General features: G+C 44.7%; 19 protein-coding genes. 11 read left to right on the forward strand and 8 right to left on the reverse strand.

Translation table 11 applies throughout. From position 1 onward, the window contains the following. On the reverse strand, window positions 1-180 hold a 180-nt coding region (locus IM509_RS13450), incomplete at its 3' end, for a DUF2887 domain-containing protein (RefSeq protein ID WP_272079370.1). A gap of 191 nt (window positions 181-371) precedes the next feature. On the opposite strand from IM509_RS13450, the gene IM509_RS13455 reads away from it, so the two are divergent. Continuing rightward, entirely contained in the window at window positions 372-1,889 is a 1,518-nt protein-coding gene (locus IM509_RS13455) for a methyltransferase regulatory domain-containing protein (protein ID WP_072927452.1), read from the forward strand. 433 nt (window positions 1,890-2,322) lie between these two features. Here IM509_RS13455 and IM509_RS13460 read toward each other — a convergent pair whose 3' ends face one another. Continuing rightward, a complete protein-coding gene (locus IM509_RS13460) occupies window positions 2,323-3,441 on the reverse strand; it encodes a peptidylprolyl isomerase (protein WP_052276139.1) in 1,119 nt (372 codons plus the stop codon). Window positions 3,442-3,709: 268 nt separating this feature from the next. Between IM509_RS13460 and IM509_RS13465 the strand changes: the two genes are divergently transcribed. Continuing rightward, a complete protein-coding gene (locus tag IM509_RS13465; RefSeq protein ID WP_052276141.1) occupies window positions 3,710-4,870 on the forward strand; it encodes a 2,3-diketo-5-methylthiopentyl-1-phosphate enolase in 1,161 nt (386 codons plus the stop codon). Between the two features lie 55 nt (window positions 4,871-4,925). On the opposite strand, the gene serS is transcribed toward IM509_RS13465, so the two are convergent. Further along, window positions 4,926-6,209, reverse strand: coding sequence for a serine--tRNA ligase (gene serS, locus IM509_RS13470; protein ID WP_185236984.1), 1,284 nt, complete (start codon window positions 6,207-6,209; stop codon window positions 4,926-4,928). A 300-nt stretch (window positions 6,210-6,509) separates the two neighbouring features. Here serS and IM509_RS13475 point away from each other — a divergent pair, with 300 nt between their 5' ends. Further along, window positions 6,510-7,112, forward strand: coding sequence for a M23 family metallopeptidase (locus IM509_RS13475; RefSeq protein ID WP_052276143.1), 603 nt, complete (start codon window positions 6,510-6,512; stop codon window positions 7,110-7,112). Window positions 7,113-7,238: 126 nt separating this feature from the next. Next, the gene (locus IM509_RS13480; RefSeq protein WP_052276144.1) at window positions 7,239-8,201 is read left to right on the forward strand and encodes a glycosyltransferase family 9 protein; all 963 of its coding nucleotides are present in this window, start codon (window positions 7,239-7,241) and stop codon (window positions 8,199-8,201) included. Window positions 8,202-8,263: 62 nt separating this feature from the next. On the opposite strand, the gene IM509_RS13485 is transcribed toward IM509_RS13480, so the two are convergent. Further along, window positions 8,264-8,773, reverse strand: coding sequence for a YceD family protein (locus IM509_RS13485; RefSeq protein ID WP_052276145.1), 510 nt, complete (start codon window positions 8,771-8,773; stop codon window positions 8,264-8,266). 297 nt (window positions 8,774-9,070) lie between these two features. On the opposite strand from IM509_RS13485, the gene IM509_RS13490 reads away from it, so the two are divergent. Next, complete coding sequence (locus IM509_RS13490; RefSeq protein WP_185236985.1) at window positions 9,071-10,024, forward strand: tetratricopeptide repeat protein; 954 nt, start codon at window positions 9,071-9,073, stop codon at window positions 10,022-10,024. Between the two features lie 14 nt (window positions 10,025-10,038). Here the strand turns inward: IM509_RS13490 and IM509_RS13495 are convergent, their stop codons facing one another. After that, window positions 10,039-12,966 (reverse strand): DEAD/DEAH box helicase, encoded by a 2,928-nt coding sequence (locus IM509_RS13495; RefSeq protein ID WP_052276146.1) that lies wholly within the window; start codon window positions 12,964-12,966, stop codon window positions 10,039-10,041. Between the two features lie 333 nt (window positions 12,967-13,299). Between IM509_RS13495 and IM509_RS13500 the strand changes: the two genes are divergently transcribed. The 3 genes from IM509_RS13500 (at window position 13,300) to IM509_RS13510 (ending at window position 15,800) form a co-directional block, all read left to right on the forward strand. Then, window positions 13,300-14,232: a GGDEF domain-containing response regulator gene (locus IM509_RS13500; RefSeq protein ID WP_052276147.1), complete on the forward strand. Its 933-nt coding sequence runs from the start codon at window positions 13,300-13,302 to the stop codon at window positions 14,230-14,232. Next, entirely contained in the window at window positions 14,229-15,011 is a 783-nt protein-coding gene (locus tag IM509_RS13505; RefSeq protein WP_052276148.1) for a transporter substrate-binding domain-containing protein, read from the forward strand. The genes IM509_RS13500 and IM509_RS13505 overlap by 4 nt, the downstream gene beginning before the upstream one ends. A 252-nt stretch (window positions 15,012-15,263) precedes the next feature. Then, entirely contained in the window at window positions 15,264-15,800 is a 537-nt protein-coding gene (locus tag IM509_RS13510; RefSeq protein WP_052276149.1) for a tetratricopeptide repeat protein, read from the forward strand. Window positions 15,801-15,854: 54 nt separating this feature from the next. On the opposite strand, the gene IM509_RS13515 is transcribed toward IM509_RS13510, so the two are convergent. Then, window positions 15,855-17,654, reverse strand: a complete 1,800-nt coding sequence (locus IM509_RS13515; RefSeq protein ID WP_185236986.1) for an SLC13 family permease — start codon at window positions 17,652-17,654, stop codon at window positions 15,855-15,857. A gap of 4 nt (window positions 17,655-17,658) precedes the next feature. After that, window positions 17,659-20,439, reverse strand: a complete 2,781-nt coding sequence (locus tag IM509_RS13520; RefSeq protein ID WP_185236987.1) for a cation-translocating P-type ATPase — start codon at window positions 20,437-20,439, stop codon at window positions 17,659-17,661. Window positions 20,440-20,528: 89 nt separating this feature from the next. On the opposite strand from IM509_RS13520, the gene IM509_RS13525 reads away from it, so the two are divergent. From IM509_RS13525 to crtB, 3 genes are all read left to right on the forward strand, one after another. Further along, a complete protein-coding gene (locus IM509_RS13525; protein ID WP_158499328.1) occupies window positions 20,529-20,744 on the forward strand; it encodes a hypothetical protein in 216 nt (71 codons plus the stop codon). Window positions 20,745-20,807: 63 nt separating this feature from the next. Next, a complete protein-coding gene (pds, locus tag IM509_RS13530; RefSeq protein ID WP_185236988.1) occupies window positions 20,808-22,238 on the forward strand; it encodes a 15-cis-phytoene desaturase in 1,431 nt (476 codons plus the stop codon). A 105-nt stretch (window positions 22,239-22,343) separates the two neighbouring features. Beyond that, on the forward strand, window positions 22,344-23,276 hold the full coding sequence (gene crtB, locus IM509_RS13535; RefSeq protein WP_052276152.1) for a 15-cis-phytoene synthase CrtB: 933 nt from the start codon (window positions 22,344-22,346) through the stop codon (window positions 23,274-23,276). A 63-nt stretch (window positions 23,277-23,339) separates the two neighbouring features. Here the strand turns inward: crtB and IM509_RS13540 are convergent, their stop codons facing one another. Further along, complete coding sequence (locus tag IM509_RS13540) at window positions 23,340-23,816, reverse strand: hypothetical protein (RefSeq protein ID WP_052276153.1); 477 nt, start codon at window positions 23,814-23,816, stop codon at window positions 23,340-23,342. Window positions 23,817-24,195 lie beyond the last annotated feature (379 nt).

Genomic DNA, 24,195 nt, shown 5'->3' on the forward strand with positions numbered 1-24,195 from the left:
GGGTTGCTGAATATCTTCTCTGAGTGGTATAAATAAGCCATCGAGACGGAAAGAGAGTTGTTTCACCTCTTGGGAGGTGAATTGATAGTTTGCTGCTCCCGGTTGCGGTTGTCCGATTAGGTCAAAGAAACTGTCCGGAAAACGCAGGAATATTTGGTAAAAGAGACTGTCAGTTTTCACGAGAAATCCCGCTTCTAGGGTTTATTGGCAGTTGCCGAATTGTTTGGCTAAACGGTTAATACTCTAGTATTAATAGACATTGTATAATTTTTTCTCCTTGCTGTCACCAACAAAAATCTAGGGGAGATGGCTCTTTTGCTGTATAATCGAGTCTTAATTTTAGGAATTGTCATTATATTTGAGGAAAATCTATGAGTTGGACAGAAGGATATGTATCAGAAGTTAACTACACTAGCGGCTTTTACGGCGAGTTAAGTCCCCTAAAATTAGGTTTAGCGACTCTGATTAAATCGATTCACCCCCCCGATTCCGGTCAAGAATTTACCTATTGTGAATTGGCCTGTGGTCAGGGTTTTACCACGAATATTTTAGCAGCTACCTATCCCCACGCCCAATTTTATGCCAATGATTTCAATCCTAGCCATATCGCCACTGCCAGAGATTTAGCAGCCAAGGCGGGAATGAAGAATATTCTTTTCTTTGATGATAGTTTTGAGGAATTTTTAGAGCGAGATTTACCTCAATTTGACTTCATCAGTCTGCACGGAATTTATAGCTGGATTAGTGCCAAAAACCGCCAAGCAATAGTTGATTTTATGCGCCGCAATCTCAAGGTGGGGGGATTAGTTTATATCTCCTATAATGCCCTGCCGGGTTGGTCAGCAGCGATGCCGATGCAAGCTTTAATGTTGCGCCATGGTCAACACAGTTCCGAACCAATTTTAACCCGCATTGAACAGGCACTTAATTTTACAGGAGAATTATTAGAGGCTAATGCTAGTTATTTTGCCCAAAATCCAATTTTAAAAAGTCGTTACGAGCGCCTAAAGGAACAAAATCGTTATTATTTAGCTCACGAGTATTTCAATCAGGAATGGAATTCTTTTTACTTCGATGAAGTGGCGAAAGAATTAGAGGATGCTAAACTTAAATATGTGGGTTCCGCCCATATTAATGATCATATTGATATGGTCAATCTCTCCCCAGTTGCCCAAGAAAAATTAGCAAAAATCAGCGACCCAATCTATCGAGAAGTGGTGCGAGATTTCTTTGTTAATAGCCAATTCCGTCGTGATATTTTTATTCGAGGCTCTTTAGGTTTAACCAACCAAGAACAGCTTAAACAACTACAAGAAACCCGGTTTGCTCTACTTGTTAATCCCGCAAATATCAAGTTCGAGCAGCAGTTTCCCGTGGGAGAAGTTAAGTTACAGGAGGCAATTTATCAGCCAATTTGTCAGGTTTTGGCGGAATCTCCCCAAACTTTACTGCAACTACAAAATCACCCCAAAACCTCAAATATTAACTTAAATGGTCTTTACCAAGCTCTCGTGATTTTAACTGGTATTGGCTATATTCATCCTGCTGTGGATGAGCAAACTTGCCAACAACGGAAACCATCTACTGATGCTTTTAATAATGCAGTGAAAGCTAAAGCAGTCTATAGTGAGGAATTAAGCTTTTTAGCTTCTCCTTTGATTGGGACTGGAGTAGTGGTCAATCGTTTAGAACAATTATTCCTCTTGGCTAAATCCTCTAACCAAGATGCCGTACAATTTGTTTGGCAAATTTTGGCAAGTCAAGGCAAAAAAGTGGTTAAAGACGGGAAAACTTTGGAAACAGAGGAGGAGAATATTACTCATCTGAAAACAGTGTACGAGCAGTTTAGTAAAGAACGTTTACTAACATTGCAAAAACTAGGTATTTAGTAAATACTAAGTAAGTGATCTCATTGTAACCAGCTACTTAGATAGGTGGTGCTTTATGACGGATTTTTACTTTCTACGTTTTACTACTTAGTTGATGATAGGTGGTGCGTTACGACGGATTGTTACTTTCAAGTCAAAGCAGGAATTTTTGCCGTCTAACGCACCCTACGTTTTACTACTTAGTGGTGCGTTACGACGGATTGTTACTTTCAAGTCAAAGCAGGAATTTCTGCCGTCTAACGCACCCTACGTTTTACTTAAATGGTCATTAACAGAGTAACATCTACTAACTGCCTTGCTTTCACTAGCGGGAAATATTGACCCCGATAATTGCTACTTTTCTGGGGTATGGGGGGAAGCACCCAGAATCTGAGCTGCTTCCCCTATCTTGACTAATCTTTTGCCTTGACAAAACCTAGTTAAAAACGCCAACCTAGCTAGGTTGCACGAGATTATTTAAGCCATAAACCACTTTAGCGGTGATAATCTTATCCTTATCGGTAAGTTCTTCTAACACCTCTTTTCCCTCGACTAAATAGCCGAAAACCGAATAACGACCATCCATGAGATTAAACCCCGGAGGAGTTAATTCATTATCGAATTTAAAGAAAAAGAATTGCGAGGAACCTCCGTTAGGATTGGTATCCGGACGCGCTAGGGCCAACGCACCAAAAGCGTTAAAAGGCAAAGCGAGACTGGGCAAGTAAATCCCTAATTCTTCGAGAGTATTGCCATAAACTGGTTCTTCTTCCCCTTTAATCAAAATTTCCAAGGGAATAGAGCGATATTGCTTAGTTTTTGGGTCAAAAAAGCCTTCTTCTGCACCGACGGGGTCCCCGGTTTGGACAACGAAATTATCTTCGCTGCGAATGAAGGGTAAACCGTCATAAAAACCCCGTTGGACTAAATCCACAAAGTTACCCCCATTAACCGGAGCGCTGTAACCATCCACAACGATGGTTAAATCTCCTTTGGTGGTCTGCATCTCTACGGTGGCGCGTCCTCGCAATTGCGGCAAGTTAGCGTATTCCGGGGGAACGTTAAAGGGAAAACCCACTACCATTAATTCTTCTAAAGCAGTGATATTATTGAGTAATTCGCGTCTGGTTGACCAAACTGCCTCTTTATCCTTCGCTTCTACGGCCGTATCCAGGGCTGCCACTTCCGTTTTCAGTTTTTCGATTAATTCCTCCCCTTGGCTTGTACTGGCTTCGGGAACACTATCTAAGATAGCCTTGCTTTTGGTAGAAAGGGTATAATTGGCATCCTTGACATCTTTTTTAATCGGACTCCAACGCTTGGCCCGCAGATGTTTGGCAATATCTTCGATCGATTGTTGCACTTGACGAATTGGTTTATTATCTATGGGTAAGGCATTGCGTAAAATAGCAGTGGGATCCGTTACCGCGTCACCCTGAGCAAGCACAGCTAAAGCAGGAGCAGTCCCCTTAACCGTGAACAGACTTAAGATTAAAAATAGTGCTAGGGCGATACTAGCACCGCTTTTTAAGAAAAATTTGCCCCATTCCCGTAATCTTGTCTTTATTTTCATATTTTGGTCGGTTCCTCAATGGCTATACCTATCCAAAATACTTGTAGGCTTTTAGGGGAACCCTTGTCAATAGCTGAGAAAACTGATCGAAGCCATTATCAGTTATCAGTTATCAGTTATCAGATGTGAGTTTTCAGTTCACCCATTACTGTTTACTGAAAAAAGGCTCCCCACTTCCCCACCTCCCCAATTCCCCACCTCCCCAATTCCCCAATTCCCCAATTCATAATTTATAATTTATAATTCCCACTCCCTTTTTTTACCTTTTATGACTATTATTGTCGATTATCGCTTTCCTCCCGCTATTAATGCCGAAAAACAGGCAAAAACGATCGCTATCGGTCAAACCGCTGGCACTTGGAGCGAGCGCCACGGTCATCGTCAAGAGCAGCTGCAACAACACCTAGGGGAAGTGGTGGGGATCAGGGAGGAAGCCGACGGTTATAAGGTGGCTAGGGTGCGTTTTCCCGAGATAAACGTTGAAAATGACATCGCCAGTCTTTTAACCATGATTTTCGGCAAATATTCCATGGCTGGAGCCGGAAAAGTGGTGGGGGTGTACCTACCCGAAAACTACGGCACAAAAGCCAAGGTGGGAATCACAGGAATTAGGCAACGTTTGGGGGTTTATGATCGACCTCTAGTCATGGCAATTTTTAAACCCGCTTTAGGACTATCGGCGCAAGATCACGCCGATATCCTGCGAGAAGTGGCTTTTGCTGGCTTAGACGTGATTAAAGATGATGAAATCATGGCGGATCTTCCCGTGGCTCCCACCCACGAGCGCCTAGATTGTTGTCGGCGGGTTTTGGAGGAAGTGCGGCAGCAAACCGGTAGAAATGTTCTCTATGCGGTCAATGTCACTGGAAAAGCGGACGAATTGCAGAGAAAAGCCCGTTTATTAGTGAAACATGGGGCTAATGCCCTGTTATTAAACGTTCTGACCTACGGTTTTTCCGTTTTAGAAGCTTTAGCCAGTGATCCAGCGATCGATGTTCCTATTTTCGCCCATCCTGCCTTTGCTGGAGCGATGTGTGCCGGTAGCGATACGGGATTAGCCTATTCTGTGGTTTTGGGGACGATGATGGCCCACGCGGGAGCCGATGCAGTGCTATATCCCGCCGCTTATGGTAGTTTACCCTTCGACCCCCAGGAGGAAGGCAAAATTCGCGATATTTTGCGCGATAGAAACGTTTTTCCGGTTCCCTCGGCCGGCATTCGTCCCGGTATTGTTCCCCAGGTCCTTGGGGATTACGGACGTAATGTTATCCTCAATGCGGGAACCGGAATTATGGACCACCCATGGGGACCGGCCAGTGGTGTGAGAGCTTTTTTTGAAGCTTTAGGGAGAGTGGAAGCGGGTGAGTCTTTTGATCCCGCTAATTTGCCCGAAGGAGCCTTAAAACAGGCAATTCTAGAGTGGGGTTAAGAGCAACTTTTTCAAATGCACTATAAAGACATTTTGTCAAGCATTTTTAGAAAATTTAACAAATAACTTCCCGTTTTAGATAGGGTTGCAGCACTTCCGGCACTTTTACCGTCCCGTCTGCCTGTTGATAATTTTCTAGGACAGCAGCCATAGTACGACCGATCGCTAATCCCGAACCGTTGAGGGTGTGGACAAAATTAGTGCCTTTTTGCCCTTTTTCTTTAAAGCGAATATTTGCCCGTCGTGCCTGAAAGTCTCTAAAATTAGAACAACTGGAAATTTCCCGATAGGTATTAGCCGAAGGTAGCCACACTTCTAAGTCATAACATTTAGCAGCCGAAAAACCCAAGTCACCGCTACACAATTCAATCACCCGATAGGGCAACTGTAAAGCTTGCAGGATTGCCTCTGCATTAGCGACTAAACTTTCGTGTTCCTGAGCAGAAGCGTCAGGATGGACGATTTTGACCATTTCCACCTTATTAAATTGATGCAAACGGATCAAGCCCCTCGTATCCTTGCCATAGCTGCCCGCTTCTCGACGAAAACAAGGGGTATAGGCACAGTGTTTTATCGGTAATTGCTCCGATGAGAGGATTTCATCGCGATAAAGGTTAGTTACGGGTACTTCTGCCGTTGGTGCTAACCAAAGCTCATCATCTCGACATTTAAAGCTTTCTTCCGCAAATTTTGGCAGTTGTCCCGTCCCGCGCAGGGAGTCACTATTAATTAAAATTGGCGGTAAAACTTCTGTATAACCGGCGACAATATGGCGATCGAGCATAAAATTAATTAAAGCTCTTTCTAGGGCTGCCCCGAGCGCGATAAGATTAACAAAACGACTCTGGGCGATCTTTACTGCCCGTTCAAAGTCTAAAATGCCCAATTTTTCCCCAATTTCCCAGTGAGGCAAAATATTCGGGTTGGTGGGTTTATATTCCTCTCCCCAGCGTTTGACTTCGACATTTTCCCGTTCATCCTTACCGATAGGAGTGGTTTCACTGGGTAAATTGGGTAAATCTAAGATTTTTTGGTCAATGGCCGCTTTAATCTCTTTTTCCTGCGGTTCTAATTGAGCTAGTTTACTTTTAATCTCGTTTCCTTCTGTTTTCATTGCCAAAATTTCGGGACTGTTGACATCGCTGCCACTTTTCACTTTTTGTCCCACCAGTTTACCGATTTCGTTACCCCGGGCCTGTAAACTGCTGCGTTCTAACTCTAAAGCCTTCTGTTGTTGATTTAACTGAAGAATAGGGGCAATATCATAACTCCCTCCCCGACTATCTAAGCGTTTCTGTACTTCCTCTGGATTTTCTCTAATTTGCTTTAGGTCTAACATGGTAAGTGGGTGGGTGGAATTAAATATAAGATGAACGTAGGTTGGGTTGAAGCATGAAACCCAACGCCCGATCATGTTACGCTACCGCTAACCCATCCTACAAATAATTGTGCCTCCCTACTTACGAGTCAGTAAAAAGTAAAAATTAAGTGGGGGAGTCGGGGAATCGGCAGCCTGAGGGGAAATGTTGTCAACCGCTAACCAATCGTCAATAATAACTCAAAACTTCACTAAAATATCGGTTAAAAGCCGCCGGTAAAATTAGCGGTATATTGAATTGTGGTGTTTGGAGTAAGTCTCATGCTCAAGTATCTGCCTGTTAAATTACTGCGTTTTTTAGCGATTAGCTGTCTTGTAACGTTAATTTCTCTAGGATTTGACCGTTTACACCCCGTTAAAGCTAATCCCACCCTCATAGCTCAAAATGCTTGGGCCGGGGCCTCCTTCCCCGTGGAAAACTTTCAAACCTATACCTCTGGTTTCGGTTATCGTTCCTCTCCCATGGATGGCAGTCAACAATTTCATGCCGGGTTAGATATGGCCGCACCCTTGGGCAGTTATATTCGCAATTGGTGGACCGGCAGAATCGTCGAGTTATCGGATCATACAGGCTGTGGCACCATGATTAAGATGCAATCCGGTCAATGGACACATATTTATTGTCATCTCATGGGTTCGGTTCAATCCGATAGCCGCGGTACTTTTTTGATTGACATGGAAGGAGGAATCGTCCTTACTCTCGGTCAGGATATACCGGCAGGGGCGCGCATGGCTAGAGTGGGAATGAGCGGACGCACCACCGGACCACACCTGCACTGGGGACTGATGTACGGCAATCAATACGTTGACCCCGCTTTGGTTTTAAATGCTATGTACGGTTCTAATCCTTCGGGTAATAGTTAAGGGAAAAGGGGAATCAGAAAATCTGCGATCGCATTCTGTGGAGAAAAAACATCGCTGCCCGGATTTAGTGAATAACGAGGGACACTGCTAAAATTAAGCTGATCGATTCAGGTATATCCAGATAAAATGCGAATATTAACCCTTGTACCGGGAGGAATTAGCAATCAACTGCTGTTTTTTCCCACTCTAGAAACCCTCCAGCAAACTTACCCCCAAAGCAGCATTGATGTTTTGGTCGAACCTAGAGCAAAGGCTGCCTATCGTCTCTGTCCCCAGGTTAGGGAAGTGCTTTTATTTGACTATCGAGATCAGTACGGATTAGCGGATTATTTAAATATTTTGGGAGTAATTCGGGACCGGGAGTACGAAATCGCCATTAGTCTCACCAATCGTCCTGCTATCAACCTTTTACTCTGGTTAAATGGTGTTCTTAACCGTATAGGCTATGAAAATAATGGCAGCTGGTTCTTATCGCAACAAGTCCCCCGGCCAACGGAAGGCTATCTAGCGGATAATTATCACGCACTGGTCAAAGGTTTAAAGATTGCCGCACCCTGTCCACCTTTAAAAATAACATTGAATCGGGATGATATCGATTGGGCCCAAATGGAGCAGCAACGCCTCAATATCAAGGATAGCGGCTATATTCTCCTCTACGCCGGCGGTAGCGATATCAGCATCAGCCAAGGACTGGAAACGCTTTATCCCCTAGAGAGTTGGCTAGAAATTATCCAAGGCATTCGCCATCAACAACCGGATTTGCCAATTGTCGCAATCCAGGGAGAACTGGATGAAGCTTGGGTTTTAGCCCTCAAAGCCATGGATAATAACTTAAAAGTGTCGAGAACGGCCGATATCGGTAAAATGGCGGCTATGATCGCCGGTGCTAATTTATTGTTAGCTACCGAAAGTGTCCCTTTACAGTTAGCCGTGGCCGTGGGAACCTATACCCTCTCTCTGCTGGTTCCTTCGTTGTCTAAGAGAGTTTTACCGAGCGGGGGAGAGCGTCATCGATATATTGAAGCTAATACGGGAAAAGTCGCCGATATTACTCCCGAAACTGTCCTGAAAAAGATTTGGGGCCGGTAAATAATCGGGTTTCGAGCGCTTTTCTCTGGGATCGAAACCCGAAAAAAAATCAGCATCAAAGCTCAATTTTGCGATTGAGATAACTGACTTTTCAAGGATTCTAGGGAGGCCCAACGACCATCGATGGCAGTCTTTTCTGGAAGCAGAAAATCGGGTGGTTGACAATTGGCTCCGCAGAGTTGACGGGGGGGTAAAGTGAGACATAACTGCTCGTATAACCACATTTGCGGGTCAAAATCCCCGTTAGGATCGAGGGTTTCTGAGAGGTCTTCGTAGGCTATTTCTCGCTCTAGAGGATAGGATCTATCGTAGTCTTTATTTTTGTCTAGCCAGATTAATTCGGAAGTGTTTAATTGCAGACGATGATTATATTGTTGTAAACAGCGATCGCAGGTTAAGGTGACGATGGTTTCTGCTTTCACCGATACTTCCAAAAAATTGCCCCCATGTCTAACCAGCAAGGTTCCCCGCACCGGTGTCAAGGTTTCTAGACCGGGGATAAGATTATCGATGATGATCACTCTTTGTCGATCAGGAGATTTGAGGAGGTGGGGGATAAAAATAGTTTCCATAGATAACTCCTGTATCATTTATCGGTTATCGGGTGTCAACTGCGTTAGCGAGTAACGCCACCATAATTGCTCGGTGACAATCTTTCCTTTATCAGCTTATCGCAGCCCCGACCTCTAGAGACATAGACCGGTTCTAGACTGTGGGAAGTGGGGTGTATTTTCAGTGAACAGTGAACAGTAAACAGTAATCAGTGAACTGAAAACTCACATCTGATAACTGATAACTGATAACTGATAACTGTATTTGACAGGCTGTCTGTTGATCGATTGAGAAAGTTTCCTCAGAATTGGGAGTATATGCACAAAGATACTCCTATGTCAACGGTTTTGAAAAATTTTCTTCCTCGCCTCGGTGGATTGGTTATGGTTGCACTGCTCTGCTCGCTTGTGCTGGGGGGATTGCCTCGGCCGGGAAAAGCGGACAAATCAGTACATTTGCACCACTGGTTGCGATCGGGAATTGAACAACTAGAGGCGGGTAATTATCAGCAAGCTTTGCAGGATTTCAATCAGTCGCTGGAACAGGAAAATAACTTGGCCCTAGCCTACAGTAATCGCTGTTTAACTGAGATTTATTTACAGGATTATCTGCACGCTTGGCAAGACTGCACCCGCTCTTTACAACAGCAATCTGATAATTATCTAGCCTATTTTCATCGGGGTTTAGCTTTTTATCGTTTGGGAGATTATTCACAGGCGCTGACCGATTATAACGAGAGTATCCGGCTAAAACCCACCTATTATCAAGCCTACTATAATCGTGGTTTAGTTCAGTCGGCTATGAAAAATTATCCCCTTGCCCTAGCGGATTTTAATCAATCCTTGCGTCAAATTACTAACCAGCAACCCGACACTTTAGCCACTATTTATAATGATCGAGGTTTATCTCATTTAGCCCTCCACAATTTTACCTCAGCCAAGGCGGATTTTAATCAAGCTCTCCGGTTAAATAAAAATAACGCCTCAGCCTACTATAATCTAGCTTGTACTGCTCACCAATTAGGTGAATACGATCGCTCAATCGCCCATTTAAATCAGGCGATTGCCATCGATCCTTTTTATGCCGATGCTTATATTAGAAGGGGATTACTGCGGCATCAATTGGGTTATTATCAATCAGCTTTAGCGGATTTAAATCAAGGAGCAAATCACCTTTATCATCAGGGATTGCACCACAATTATCAGCAAATTCTCGCCCTAATCGAGCAGATTCACCAACAGTTACTTTCCCTACCATCTCCCATTGTTTAGAATAGCGATCAATATTACAAAGGAAAACGCTTCATGGCTGTGACGACGAGACGGGCATTATCTTTAAGGACTTGGGAAACCCGGGGAATTTGGGGAATTTGCCAGAGAACATCGACGGTGCGCCGTAATAATCGCACTAGATCTCCCTCATCGAGGCTAGTATTTTCGCACAATTCCGGCCAGGATGTCCCCTGGGCCCAACGGGAGGCAATCCCCATCAGTTGGGTTTCTAACCAGACGGGAATAGTGATATCGTAGCGAGATTGAGCTTGATAGAGTAAACGGCGAACTTCTCGCAGACCGGGGGAATTTTCCTCTCCTTGTCGCAAAATATCGATAACTTCTGGCACGGGCGGGTAATTGCACCAAGTATCGGGGCGAGGGGGTTCCGTAATCATGGCGCTGATGGCGGCGGCTAGCTGGCTAGGAGTCAATCGGTCCAAATCTCCAGACATCATCGCTAATCCTAACCAGAGTTCATTTTCCCCGCGAATAGTGGCCGCCGCTTCTCCGAGGGGAGTGGGCAAATAACCCTCTAATGCTTGGAATTCCCGCAAAATCTCGATTAGATTCAGAAATTCTTCCCAGTAGTAGGATTTACGCGATTGTTGTTTTTGGTATTTAATCTGGGTCTTGTGTAACTTATCGCGAGCAATTTCTCGATCGTAGTATAATTTCATCAATCGCCCTGGATTTTTGCGTTTTTGCAGGGGATGAGCGGCAATTTGACTATTGACAATTTCAATTTTTTGTGCCTGTGTTGCCAGTTCCGCCACTGGTGGGATGCCCTGCACTTGTTGGGGGATTAAATCTGCGATCGCCTGAGTATTTTCCTCACCCTTGCGCCACCCCCCTAGGGAAACTGCTTCTAGGGAAGGGGGTATCAGTTCGCCTAATGCCGCAGGAGCGAGAAAACCTCGATCTATCTCGCTAATATCGGCATAGGCGGCTAAATACCAGCGATTATCACTGCCTAAACACACAAGGGTTCGCACTTGACCGGCTCCGTGCAGGGTATTGACAAAGATAGCGGGGACGGGGACGGGAACCTTAATATGTTTGCCCTTGAGATGGAGGATAGTTCCGACGGCAATATTCGGCAATTTTAGATGTATTTCCTGTCTTTTCTGGGCCTCTGCCTGACTAGCGATGATTTTATACAGTCTTTCTTCTTCCCGCAGTTTTTCCCGTAGCTTTTCGTAACTGAAGACCTGCTCCCGTTCGATACCGGCTAATTCCATATCCAACTTAGCCAATTCGGTGGTTAAGGCGGTAATCTGTTGTCGTTCGGGGCTTAACTTCAAACGAGCGAGATATTCGGCGAAACTGCGCTCTAAGAGGTCTTTGGCCTCCTCTAGACTGTGTTTTTGCAGGAGATTTAAGACCATGCCGTAACTGGGCGCAAAACAGCTTTGCAGGGGTTCCGGTTGAGCGATGGCCAGAAAAGCCGCTTCTTTTGCTCCTTCAAAGGGCGTTTGTACTGTCACCACATGGCCCACTGCGTCCATTCCCCGGCGACCGGCCCGGCCGGCAATCTGGACAAATTCCGAGGGAGTCAGCATACTATGGCCATCATCGGTGCGTTTGGAGAGGGCCGAGATAACGGTGGTGCGAGCGGGCATATTAATCCCGGCTGAGAGGGTAGCGGTGGCAAAAACCACCTTAATTAAACCGGCTTCAAAGAGTTGTTCGACTAATTCTTTCCAGAGGGGTAAAATCCCGGCATGGTGAACACCACAGCCCCGGGTGAGGGGTTCCACTTGGTCGGCCCGCACCAATTGGGAAGCACTGGCTAGGAATTCAAACAGTTGATTTTTCGTCTCGGGGGCGGCGGTTAAGAGGCTGAGGAGTTGCTCGTCAGACTGGGGGTTATTAGCGAAAAAAGCCAGTAATTTCTGGTGTAGAGGCGGATTTTCGACGGCAAAGAAGGAAAGGGCTAGTTCTTGCAGATTGGGATTATCTTCCAGAAAGAAAATGAGTAAACGGTAGTAAATAGCTCTAGCTTCTTCTTGATTAACGAGATTGAGGTTTTTTAGCTCTCGAATCGCCTGATCGCAACCTTTACGGCTGAAAATGACGTAAATGGCTGGGAGCATATCCTTGTCCCGCAGAGTGGTGACAATCGAGGCGATGGTGGGACAATCTTCTCGTTTTAAGCGTCGGGGTTTGCCGTGGCCGACTTTTGAGCGTAGTTTCGGGTTAACTTTGCTCTGTTTTGGGTCGAGCAGCGGGAATAATCCCTCTTTATTGGCGAAATAAAAGCGCAGGGGGACGGGGCGAAAATCGGAGTTAATTAGCTCGCAGCTGGAGGTCTGTTTATTGTCGCTGGGTTGGCGCAGTTGCCGCACCCAGTTAATCCAGTCGGTGAGTTCCCCCGGGTTGCCGATGGTGGCGGAGAGGGCGACTAATTGGATACTAGGGGGACAGTAGATAATTGATTCTTCCCAAACGGTGCCGCGACCTCGATCGCTGATATAGTGACATTCATCGAGAACTAGGGTTTCCACGTTTTCTAGGGAAGTGCCTACCTCACCGATTGGAGTTTGGTAGAGCATATTGCGAAAAATTTCTGTAGTCATGACTACAATTAATGCGGAGGGATTGATCACCACATCACCGGTAATCAATCCCACTTCCGCAAACAGCAGCGGGGAATCCTCATCGCCATCGGTGGGGGTGCGACCGAATTTTTCTTGAAAATCCCGGAATTTTTGGTTAGAAAGAGCTTTCAGGGGAGTGGTGTAGAAAACCCGTTTACCCCTTTCGAGGGCGCGATAGATGGCGTATTCTCCGATTAAGGTTTTGCCGGAACCGGTGGGAGCGCAGACAACCACTGATTTACCGGCAGCGAGGGCAGCGATCGCCGATTGCTGGAAGTCGTCGAGTTTAAAGGGAAAAATGGTTTTGAGATCCAAAGAAGTAGGGTTGAGGGACTCTTTCACGTCAAGTCTAAGAGGAGAAATTTTTTAAATTGTGGCTATTCTGGCTGGCTTTTTTTATTCTAGTCGAAAAAAGCGGACTTCTAGAAACTAGGGATAAGCTTAACCTTTGGGGGCGATGCCCAATCCCATCATACTTCATCTGTATAAGAAATGCTGTATCACTAATAGGTAGGTAGGCGTTAAAAGTTGTCAGATCCCCCCGCCTATCGGCACCCCCCTTATCAAGGGGGGCAGGGGGGATCGAACCTAAAATCCATTTTTAATTCAATTATAACCAGCCACTTAATTGTATCTCTATTTTGTCCTTAGCTTGATTAATTATACCTACTGATCATGATTAAATTTCGTCCTGAAGACTGTCTGGTTTTAGTGGTTGATGATGTCGGTAAAAATCTCCAATTGGCTGTGAAGATTCTTGATTCTGCTGGTTATGCCACTATTTGTGCTAGTAGTGTTAAACAGGCAATAGAACGAGTAAAAACTGCTAATTTTGACCTAATTCTTCTTGACTTAATGATGCCAGACATGGAGGGACTAGAACTTTGTCGCAGACTAAAAAGTGATGCTTTATCCGCTCATATACCGATTATTTTTGTAACAGATAGTAAGGAAAAAGAAGATATTATCAATGCTTTTAATTCTGGGGCTGTGGACTATATAAATAAACCCTTTCATAGTTGGGAACTGTTAGCCAGAGTTAAAATTCATCTAGAACTGAAAAAAACGCAAGAAGAACTGAAAAATATCAATTCTCAACTAGAAAAGCTAGTCATCACCGATAGCCTAACTGGGGTGAATAATCGTCGAGAAATTCTCGCCTTGGGCGATAAAGAATTGCAACGATGTCGCCGTTATCATCGTTATTTTTCGGTTTTAGTCATCGATATCGACCATTTTAAACATATTAACGATACCTTTGGTCATCTCCTAGGGGACAAAACTTTAATTACTGTCGCTGGGGCAATTAAAAACTGTCTGCGTCAAGTGGATAGTTTTGGGCGCTTTGGGGGCGAGGAATTTGTCGCTATTCTCCCAGAAACTAATCTTGAAGATGCTGCTACCACAGCCTGGCGCATTTGTCAAGTAATTAACAAGTTAAATATTGAAATTGATCGACAAAAAGTGCGAGTTACTGCTAGTATTGGTGTGGCAACATTTAGCCCTGAAGATAATAATCTAGAAGCGGTGATCGAGCGGGCTGATCATGCCATGTTTGCCGCTAAAAATCAAGGTAGGAATCGAGTTAGTTTAGGTAAAACAGTATGAAAAATTTGTTATTTATTCTTGGTTTTTTGCTCTTGGGTGTAGCCCCAAGTTTTAGCGCCGATCTCGATACAATTATACGCCGGGGAAAATTAATTGTCGCTGTTAAAAATAATCTCCCTCCCCTCGCTTTCCTTGATTCTCAGGGGAATCTGCAAGGATTGGAAATCGACATCGCTAAACGTCTAGCGTCAGAAATTCTCGGTTCTGACAGTGCTATTATTCTCAAACCCGTTAGTAATCAAGAACGTTTACAGGTGGTTATTGATGATCGAGTAGATTTTGCGATCGCTCGTGTGGCGATTACTCCTGCACGTCAGCGCTTAGTGGATTTTAGCCCCTTTTATTACCTCGATAGCAGCGGTTTTGTGACGAAAAACCCCCAATTGCAGCGTTTAGAAGACTTAGCTAACTCTAGAATCGCCGTACTCAACGGCTCGACGACAATCGCCCTTGTGCGTTCCAATTTGCCTAACGCTATCCTGCGCGGGGTTGCTTCCTATCAAGAAGCTTTAAATTTACTGGAAACCGGGGAAATAGACGCTTTTGCGGCTGATAATAGCCTTTTAACTGGTTGGGTGCAGCAATTCCCCAATTATCGTCAATTACCGATCGAGTTAGGGGCGATCGCTCTAGGAGTCGTTCTCCCTAAAGGTTTACAGTACCAAAGTCTCCGAGAACGCGTCAACCAAGCGATCGAGCGGCTAGAATCCACCGGTTGGTTAGCAGAACGGCTGAACTATTGGGGTTTACCCCTGAGAATTCGGGAAATGGGAAGATAGGGAGAGGGGTGTGGGAAGATAGGGAGAGGGGTGTGGGGTGTGGGGTGTGGGGTGTGGGGTGTGGGGAGGGGGAAGTGGGGAGGGGGGAGAAGGGAGTTTTTTGCTGTGAACAGTGAACAGTGAACTGAAAACTCAAATCTGATCACTGATAACTGATCACTGATCACTGATAACTGATAACTGATAACTGACTAAATCCTGCTATAATCTGAGTGAATAAGTATAAAAATATTAATTGCTCGATCGCTAATTATGGAAGATACCCTGCCGCTTATTTACGTTTCTGGATTGCTAATTTTCGTGATTGGTTTAGGAATTTTTGTCATCGTGCAAATCTTTAAAACCCGTCGAGTGGAAGGAACCTTTAACAAGCTACAAAAAAAATTGCAAAAAGAAAAAGGTACGGCTAAAGATTACTATGAATTAGGGAGTCTTTATCTCGATAAAAAACTCTATGTTCAAGCCTTGAGTTTACTACAAAAGGCTTTAAAAATCTCTGGGGAAGAAAGCATCGAACCAGAAAATCAAGCTCTAATCTACAATGCGCTCGGTTTTTCCTATTTTGCCCAAGAACAATTAGAATTAGCGATTCGTAACTACAAAGAAGCAATTAAACTTTATCCTGAATACTCGATCGCTCTCAATAATCTTGGCAATGTTTACGAAAAGAAACAAATGGCTAAAAAAGCTCTCGAAACCTACGAAGAAACTCTCAAATTTGATCCTAATAATACCGTAGCCAAAAAGCGAGCCGAATCCCTGCGTAAACGCTTCGCTGAATCGAAATAGTTTTGACTACTATCAAATTCTTTTTAGAGATCGAAGATTCTTCGATCTCTTTCTTTATTTCAAGCCATAAAACAAGACAATTAAACTAGGGGTTAAAATCGTCAAAATTAAATTTAGGGGCGCACCCAAACGGGTAAAATCGAGGAATTTATAGCCGCCTGGTGCATAAACCATGGTATTAGTTTGATAGCCAATCGGTGTGAGATAACTATTAGAAGCGGCAAAGGTGACAGCATACATAAAAGCCAAAGGATTTAAACCCAAAGTTTTCGCCACTTCCACGGCGACGGGAATCATTAACACGACGGCAGCATTATTAGAGAGGATTTCAGTTAAAAATGAGGTAATTAGATAGAAGAAAACTAAGATCCAAAACCCCGAAAGATTGCCGCCGATAGCCACTAAATTATCTGCTAACCATTTAGTCGTTCCTGAGTTATCCATGGCAGTACCCAGGGGAATTAAACCCGCTAATAAAAAGATAATATCCCAACGAATGGAACCATAGACTTCCCCCGGTTTTAGACAGCCAGTAATTACCATTAAAACCACTCCAACTAAACTGGTGACGAGAATCGGTTGAATATCAAAAGCGGCAATAATAATCACCAACAAAGTAATTATTAAAGCAATAATTCCCTTATCCTTTCGCAGGGATTCGATGTCTTTCTCTTCTAAGACTAATAATTCTCGCGTAGTTTGTAACCCCACAAAACTCTGTTTTGGTCCCTGAACTAAGAGCAAATCGCCAAACTTTAAAGGAATTTTACCTAATCTTCCTTGCAGTAATTCCGAACCACGCCGAATCGCTAGAACCGTTGCGTTATAACGCTGACGGAATTTCAAATCTTTTAAAGTTGTCCCAATTAAACGGGAATTAGAGAGAATCAAAACCTCGGCTAATTTTTCCTCACCTGTAGTAATTGCCGATTCAATATCTTCTTTCTGAAATTTGACATCGGCAAAGATTTCTAATCCCCGTTCATCTTTAATCTTTAATAGTTCTTCCCGACTACTGTGAACGATTAAAATATCGCCAGCATTGAGAACTTTATCAGCTAAAGGTTGGGGTAAATGTACCTTATTCCTGATTAATTCCAACACATCAAAATCAAACTTTCTTTGTAGTCCACTTTCGGATAAAGTTTGACCGATAAGATTAGAACGAGTGCTAATAATTACCTCACTCAGATATACTTTAGAACCATAATCATCGTCCAAAAATTCCCCGGTGGAAGATTTGCGATCGGGTAATAATTTCGGGGCAAAAATTGCTAAATAAATCAAACCTGCCAAAAAAGTTACTACCCCCAAAGCAGTGAATTGAAATAAGCTAAATTGCCCATAACCCAGCTTGGCAGAAATACCACTAGCGAGAATGTTTGTAGAAGTTCCCACCACGGTAATCATCCCCGCTAAAACCGTGGCGTAGGAAAGGGGAATTAATAACTTAGAAGGGGAAATTTTTTGTTTTTTACACCAATCTTCAACGATGGGTAAAAAGATCGCCACCACTGCCGTGTTATTAATAAAAGCACTAATTGGCCCTACTAATGCCCCTAGTACAAATACCTGTTGGTGGGGACTTTTGCCCCCCCAAACCAGCAAGCGATCGCGGATTACTTGAATCACTCCCGTGCGGGTAATTCCGGCACTAAGTACAAACATCGCCATCACTGTCACCGTGGCAGAATTACTAAAGCCGGCGATACCTTCTTCAGGAGTAACTAAACCCAAAAGAATCAGGACAATCGCCACGGATAAAGCGGTTAAATCTACCGGCAGCCATTCCGCCACAAAAGCGACTAAAGCAACGACTAAAACCGTTAAAGTCAGAATAATTGGTGTTGGCATTGATTTATTTTTTCGTCATGAACCAGCGAATAAATAACTTCTCTAACTCAATCCAAACAAACATTAAGGCACTAAATCCAAAACAGATTAATAATTCCGTGCCACTAATCCATTGAGTGCCGAAGAAGCTTTGTAGAGGAGGAGCATAAATTAACAACAATTGTAGGATCGTTGTCAAGCCCACGGCGGCAATAATATAAGGATTAGAGAAGGGATTCATTTGCACAGCTAACTGGGTATGGGAACGCACCGCTAAAGCATGACCCATTTGTGCTAAACAGAGGGTAGTAAATACCATGGTTTTCCAGCGTCCGGGATCTCCGATTTCGGGGGTTGCCTGAGTATATTGGTAAGCCCAGTACATCATAATAATGGTGAGAATCGCAAACACCACACCGATGCGAATCATATACCAACCCAACCCGCGAGCGAAAATGCTTTCCCGGGGGCTAAAAGGTGGACGTTTCATCACATTAGGTTCGGCGGGTTCCATTGCCAAAGCCAGAGCCGGTAAACCATCGGTGACAAGGTTCATCCAGAGGATTTGCAAGGGAGTCAGAGGTACACCCCCCATACCGATTAAAGGAGCCGCAGCAATGGTTAAAACCTCGCCAATATTACTGCCGAGAATGTATTTAATAAAGCGCCGAATGTTACTGTAAACCACGCGCCCTTCTTCAGTGGCAGCGACGATGGTGGCAAAGTTATCATCTAGCAAAATCATATCACTGGCTTCTTTGCTGACATCGGTTCCCGTAATCCCCATGGCGATACCGATATCCGCTTGTTTTAGTGCCGGAGCATCATTGACTCCATCCCCCGTCATGGCGACGAATTTGCCCCGTTTTTGCAGGGCTTGGACGATTCTCAGCTTATGTTCGGGAGAAACGCGAGCATAGACGCTCACACCATCTACCTCTCCCTCTAGGTCATTCTGAGACATTTTTTCTAATTCTTTACCCGTGATTACTCGCTCTCCGGGGGCAGCAATGCCTAATTCAAATGCGATCGCCTTGGCGGTTAATTGGTGATCTCCGGTAATCATAATCGGACGAATTCCCGCTTGACGACAGAGGGCAACCGCTTCTTTAACTTCTTTGCGGGGTGCATCGAGCATTCCCACCAATCCCAACCAAACCAGGGATTGTTCCTCACTATCTTCTCTTTCCGCTTCTGGCACTTCTGTCATCGGTTTATAGGAAAAACCTAAGACTCGTAGGCCATTACCCGCCATTTCGTCATTTTGTGCCAAAATACGGCTTCTTTGTTCATTTGTTAAGGGTTGACTTTCCGCCCCAACTTGGATCAGAGAACAACGTTCGAGAATTAATTCCGGTGAGCCTTTGGTAAACATCAAATAGGTAGAATCACCCAAACCTAACTGAGCATTCTCACAGATTACTGACATTCTCTTTCTTTCGGAAGAAAAGGGAAATTCGCCTAAACGAGGGCTTTTTGGTTCCAATGCTTCCCGATATAGTCCTCCTTTACCCGCTAACGTCAGTAAAGCTCCTTCGGTGGGATCGCCTAAAATTGACCATTCTTGAGCTTGATTCTGCAAAAGTGCATCATTACACAGGACACAAGCCGTTAAAATTGCCTGTAGTTCGGGATCACTTTCACTAGCACCACTAAACTCACCGATGGGCGCGTAACCCTCCCCCGTGACAGTAATTGTCTGCTCGGAAGTATTAACTTTCTGCACCACCATTTTATTTTGAGTTAAAGTTCCGGTTTTATCGGAGCAAATCGTCGTTACCGAGCCTAAGGTTTCCACTGCCGGCAATTTACGGATTAAAGCTTGTCTTCTCACCATTCTTTGGGTTCCAATTGCCAATGTCACCGTTACCACTGCCGGTAAACCTTCGGGGACAACAGCCACAGCCATACTAAGGGAGGTTTCTAGTAATGACTCAAAAAACTGCCAACCAGAGCGAATTACGCCCCCAAGCACGACTACAGCCACTAAAGCTAGGGAACCACTCACTAAAACGTTACCTAACTGCGACATTCGCTGCTGTAGGGGAGTTGGTTCACTTTCTACTCCTTGTAACATGGCGGCGATTTTACCAATTTCCGTATCCATTCCCGTCTTGGTAATCGCCACTTTCCCCCGTCCCTGTACTACTTCTGTACCCTGATAGACGAGGTTAATGCGATCGCCTAAAGAGGCATCTTCCGGTAAAACCTTCTGTGCTTGTTTATTCACCGATTCCGCTTCCCCCGTCAGGGCAGCTTCCCGGATTTGCAGGTTTTGTGCTTCTAATAATCTGCCATCGGCGGCAATTTGTACCCCCGCTTCCAGTAACATGATATCCCCGGGGACGAGTTCCTTGGCTGTCACTTCAAAGGTGCTACCATTACGAATAACCCGGACTTTCGGCGAGGATAACTGCTTAAGGGCGGCTAAAGCCTTTTCTGCCCGACTTTCCTGTAAATATCCTAAAATACCGTTTAAAATAACAATTGTAAAAATAGCGATCGCATCTTTGGGAAATTCCCCTTTTTTCAGATCCAAAACCGCCGAAACCACCGCCACAGCAATCAGCATCACTAACATAATGTTAGTAAACTGTTCCCAGAGAATCATTAACGGGCTACGTCCCCCCGTTTCTTTTAGTTCATTTAACCCAAAAATATCCTTTCTTTTGACAATTTCAGCCTCGATTAAGCCGGTTTCCCCATTGGTTCTCAGTATTTCTAGGGTTTGTTCGCCAGTTAAATTATGCCAAGCACGATTATTCTCTATCTCCGAGACTTGGGGGGACGTAGTGGGAAAAGTCATAGCGATCGATTGAAGAGGGTGTATGCGTAAACTCAAAAGGTAAGCGAATTAAGCTAATTACATATCACAATATCAGTTATCAGTTATCAGTGACCAGTAATCAGTTATCAGTGACCAGTTATCAGTTATCAGTGACCAGTTATCAGTCAGCAGTTATCAAGGAAGTGGGGAAGTGGGGAAATGGGGAAGCTGTCTCATCACCCTATCACCCCAAAACCCCATCACCCCAAAACCCTATCACCCTATCACCCTATCTCCTCCTGCCACCTGCCGACCGCCTTCTCGATAAGCTGAAAAAAATGTAACGAAATGTGAAGTATAATAGCGAATGTGATAAAGACAAGACATTAGAGAGTAGATAGGAAACGATGCGAGTTGCGATCGCTGGTGCGGGACTAGCCGGATTATCTTGTGCGAAATACCTTGTCGATGCGGGACATACGCCCATCGTACTGGAACGTCGCGATGTATTAGGGGGAAAAATTGCCGCTTGGAAAGATGCCGATGGCGACTGGTACGAAACCGGTTTACATATCTTCTTTGGCGCTTATCCCAATATGCTGCAATTATTCAAAGAATTAGGCATAGAAGATCGCCTACAGTGGAAAGAACACTCGATGATCTTCAATCAGCCGGAAAAACCAGGGACCTATTCGCGGTTTGATTTCCCGGATATTCCCGCCCCAATTAACGGTATTGTTGCCATTCTCCGCAATAATGATATGTTAACTTGGGAGGAAAAAATTAAATTTGGACTCGGTTTAATACCTGCCATTATTAAAGGACAAAGTTACGTCGAGGAGATGGATAAATATTCTTGGTCGGAATGGTTAGAGAAACAAAACATCCCCCCCAGGGTAGAAAAAGAAGTATTTATCGCTATGTCGAAAGCCCTAAACTTTATCGATCCTAACGAGATTTCCGCCACGATTCTACTAACAGCCCTCAACCGCTTTTTACAGGAGAAAAACGGCTCAAAAATGGCTTTTCTCGACGGTTCACCCACGGAAAGACTCTGCCAACCTTTAGTCGATTACATCACCGCTAGAGGTGGCGAAGTGCGCTTAAATGCCCCTTTAAAAGAGATTCTCTTAAATGAAGATGGCACGGTTAAAGCCTTCTTAATGCGCGGTTTAGACGGGGCGAAAGATTATCTTTTTGAAGCCGATCTTTATGTGTCTGCGATGCCTGTAGATCCTTTAAAAGTTTTACTACCTAAACCTTGGCAAGAAGATAAATTCTTTCAAAAATTAGAAGGATTAGAAGGAGTTCCCGTCATTAATCTACACCTCTGGTTTGATCGCAAACTAACCGACATCGATCATTTATTATTCTCCCGTTCGCCCTTACTCAGTGTTTATGCTGACATGAGCAACACCTGTAAAGAATACGCTAACCCCGATCGCTCGATGTTAGAATTAGTTCTCGCTCCCGCTCAGGATTGGATTAGCAAATCCGATGAAGAAATTATCGCCGCCACGATGAAAGAATTAGAAAAACTCTTTCCTCAACATTTTACTGGCGATAATCCCAGTCAATTGTTAAAATATCATCTGGTGAAAACTCCTCGATCGGTTTATAAAGCCATCCCTGGCCGACAAGCTTATCGACCTTCTCAAAAAACTCCGATCGAGAATTTTTATCTCGCCGGTGACTATACCATGCAAAAATATTTAGGAAGCATGGAAGGAGCCGTTTTATCGGGGAAATTAGCGGCAGCAGTGATCAGCAAAGATCACCCCGCAGCACCGCTAAACCTGAATAAAACCCAATCTACACCAGTGTCCAGCGCTCGTTAATTCTCTGGCTAGGGACTAATGACGAAAATGGCCTTGAGTGAGACAATGCTATATCATTAGCCACAGTTCGCCGTTAATCTAAGTCAATCATTCCGCCCCAGCAGAATGCTCCAATTGCCAAAACCGACCCACCCCACCAAACCCCTCGTCTCCCTTGCGGAGTCCTACGAACTCTGTCGCCGGATTACAGAGAAGTATTCCAAAACGTTTTATCTCGGTACTCTCCTGATGCCGAAAGCAAAACGTCAAGCGATCTGGGCAATTTATGTCTGGTGTCGTCGTACCGATGAACTGGTCGATGGACCCCAAGCCCGGTTAACTACACCTGAAACCCTTGATTTATGGGAAAAACAGCTAGAAACAGTCTTTTCTGGGGTTGCCCTTGAGGATGCCGATGTCGCTCTCGTGGATACTCTAGAAAAGTTCCCCATGGATATCCAACCCTTTCGGGATATGATCGCTGGGCAACAGATGGATCTCTATCGCAGTCGTTATCAAACCTTTGATGAACTAAAACTGTACTGCTATCGGGTGGCGGGAACGGTGGGGTTAATGTCCAGCGCGGTCTTAGGATTGGAAGATGGCGATCGCTCGGCTCCTTGGCGACGCAATCAAAGCGTTTATATTCCCCAAGAAGAAGCGATCGATCTCGGTATTGCCAATCAATTAACCAATATTTTGCGGGATGTGGGGGAAGATGTCCATCGTGGGCGGATTTATCTACCTTTAGAGGATTTAGAGCGTTTTAACTACAGCGAAGATGATTTACTCAAAGGGGTTAATGATGACCGTTGGAAGGCGTTAATGCGCTTCCAAATTGAGCGGGCCCGTTATTACTATGATTCTGCCGAAAGGGGGATTCGCGCCCTTAATCCCGATTCCCGTTGGCCGGTTTGGGCGGCTTTACTGCTTTATCAAGGCATTTTAGACGTAATTGAAGCAAATAACTACGATGTCTTCGCCCGTCGTGCCTTCGTGCCTTTAGCCAAGAAAATGCTCTATTTACCCGTAGCTTGGCTGCGATCGCAGGCGTTGTAAAAATGCGACGGGTTTTGTCGCTTACCGACTCCACCCGTCGAGTCTTAACTAGGGTTGGCTTTTTCAGCGCGATTTAGGAGTCACCAACCAGAAAGGTCCGGTTTCCGTGCAGGGAACATCTCGATCGGTTTCGTAAACCACAAGGCTATCTTGGCGATCCAAAACCAGGGCTTCTCCTAGACGGACGTAGGATATAAATGGGCCAAGATAGCGGACAACAGGCTCATCGCTACAGGACGGCAATACCCGATCGTTAAAATACTCCCACCCCACATCCTCGACGCTTTCATAGTAGCGGATGCTGAGATCATCGATCGCTTTCCCCGGAAAACGTTCTCGGATAGCTGACCGGAGAAATTCTGGCAGCGGTCGATCGGGCGATAATAATGTGGCAGATTTCATGGCCTTTCCCCCTAAAACTAAAGGAAGCGGGAAACTCTGACAAATGCCTCCCCTATCGTGACTATTCACTTCCGCTCCCCACCCCGCCAATTTTTTACTAGGGATGGAAGCCAGCGCAGGGAGTCCCTTTGTATTTATTGTAACAAATTTCCCCGCAAAGGTTCAGGGCGATACCGTCAGAACAGTTTTTCTTGATTTTTCGTTACAAAGATTGACAAATTTATCCTTTTATTTCAGCGATAATAAGTAGGTAGGTATTAAAAACTTTCAGACACCCCCCTTATCAAGGGGGGCAGGGGGGATCCCCCCGCCTATCGGCACCCCCCTTATTAAGGGGGGCAGGGGGGATCGAACCTAAAATCCATTTTCAATTTAATTAGGGCTTGCTGAAAAAGTACGGGCGAAGCATTCGGATAGAAAATCTCCGGTTTCACCGATAGGTTATGCCCAAATGCTTCGCCCCTACAGGACGCGGGCCGATGAAGACGCAAGGTTTTGAAGCACGATTCTCTCAAAA

Source organism: Microcystis sp. M31BS1, from assembly GCF_020245285.1.
Classification (GTDB): Bacteria; Cyanobacteriota; Cyanobacteriia; order Cyanobacteriales; family Microcystaceae; genus Microcystis; species Microcystis panniformis.

Excerpts from the sequence above, each read along its gene's own strand:
- IM509_RS13510 (WP_052276149.1), top strand. The coding sequence starts at position 15,264 with ATGGAAGATACCCTGCCGCTTATTTACGTTTCTGGATTGCTAATTTTC.
- IM509_RS13505 (WP_052276148.1), top strand. The coding sequence starts at position 14,229 with ATGAAAAATTTGTTATTTATTCTTGGTTTTTTGCTCTTGGGTGTAGCC.
- IM509_RS13520 (WP_185236987.1), bottom strand. The coding sequence starts at position 20,439 with ATGACTTTTCCCACTACGTCCCCCCAAGTCTCGGAGATAGAGAATAAT.
- IM509_RS13500 (WP_052276147.1), top strand. The coding sequence starts at position 13,300 with ATGATTAAATTTCGTCCTGAAGACTGTCTGGTTTTAGTGGTTGATGAT.
- IM509_RS13455 (WP_072927452.1), top strand. The coding sequence starts at position 372 with ATGAGTTGGACAGAAGGATATGTATCAGAAGTTAACTACACTAGCGGC.
- serS (WP_185236984.1), bottom strand. The coding sequence starts at position 6,209 with ATGTTAGACCTAAAGCAAATTAGAGAAAATCCAGAGGAAGTACAGAAA.
- IM509_RS13460 (WP_052276139.1), bottom strand. The coding sequence starts at position 3,441 with ATGAAAATAAAGACAAGATTACGGGAATGGGGCAAATTTTTCTTAAAA.
- IM509_RS13480 (WP_052276144.1), top strand. The coding sequence starts at position 7,239 with ATGCGAATATTAACCCTTGTACCGGGAGGAATTAGCAATCAACTGCTG.
- pds (WP_185236988.1), top strand. The coding sequence starts at position 20,808 with ATGCGAGTTGCGATCGCTGGTGCGGGACTAGCCGGATTATCTTGTGCG.
- IM509_RS13465 (WP_052276141.1), top strand. The coding sequence starts at position 3,710 with ATGACTATTATTGTCGATTATCGCTTTCCTCCCGCTATTAATGCCGAA.
- crtB (WP_052276152.1), top strand. The coding sequence starts at position 22,344 with ATGCTCCAATTGCCAAAACCGACCCACCCCACCAAACCCCTCGTCTCC.
- IM509_RS13515 (WP_185236986.1), bottom strand. The coding sequence starts at position 17,654 with ATGCCAACACCAATTATTCTGACTTTAACGGTTTTAGTCGTTGCTTTA.
- IM509_RS13485 (WP_052276145.1), bottom strand. The coding sequence starts at position 8,773 with ATGGAAACTATTTTTATCCCCCACCTCCTCAAATCTCCTGATCGACAA.
- IM509_RS13490 (WP_185236985.1), top strand. The coding sequence starts at position 9,071 with ATGCACAAAGATACTCCTATGTCAACGGTTTTGAAAAATTTTCTTCCT.
- IM509_RS13475 (WP_052276143.1), top strand. The coding sequence starts at position 6,510 with ATGCTCAAGTATCTGCCTGTTAAATTACTGCGTTTTTTAGCGATTAGC.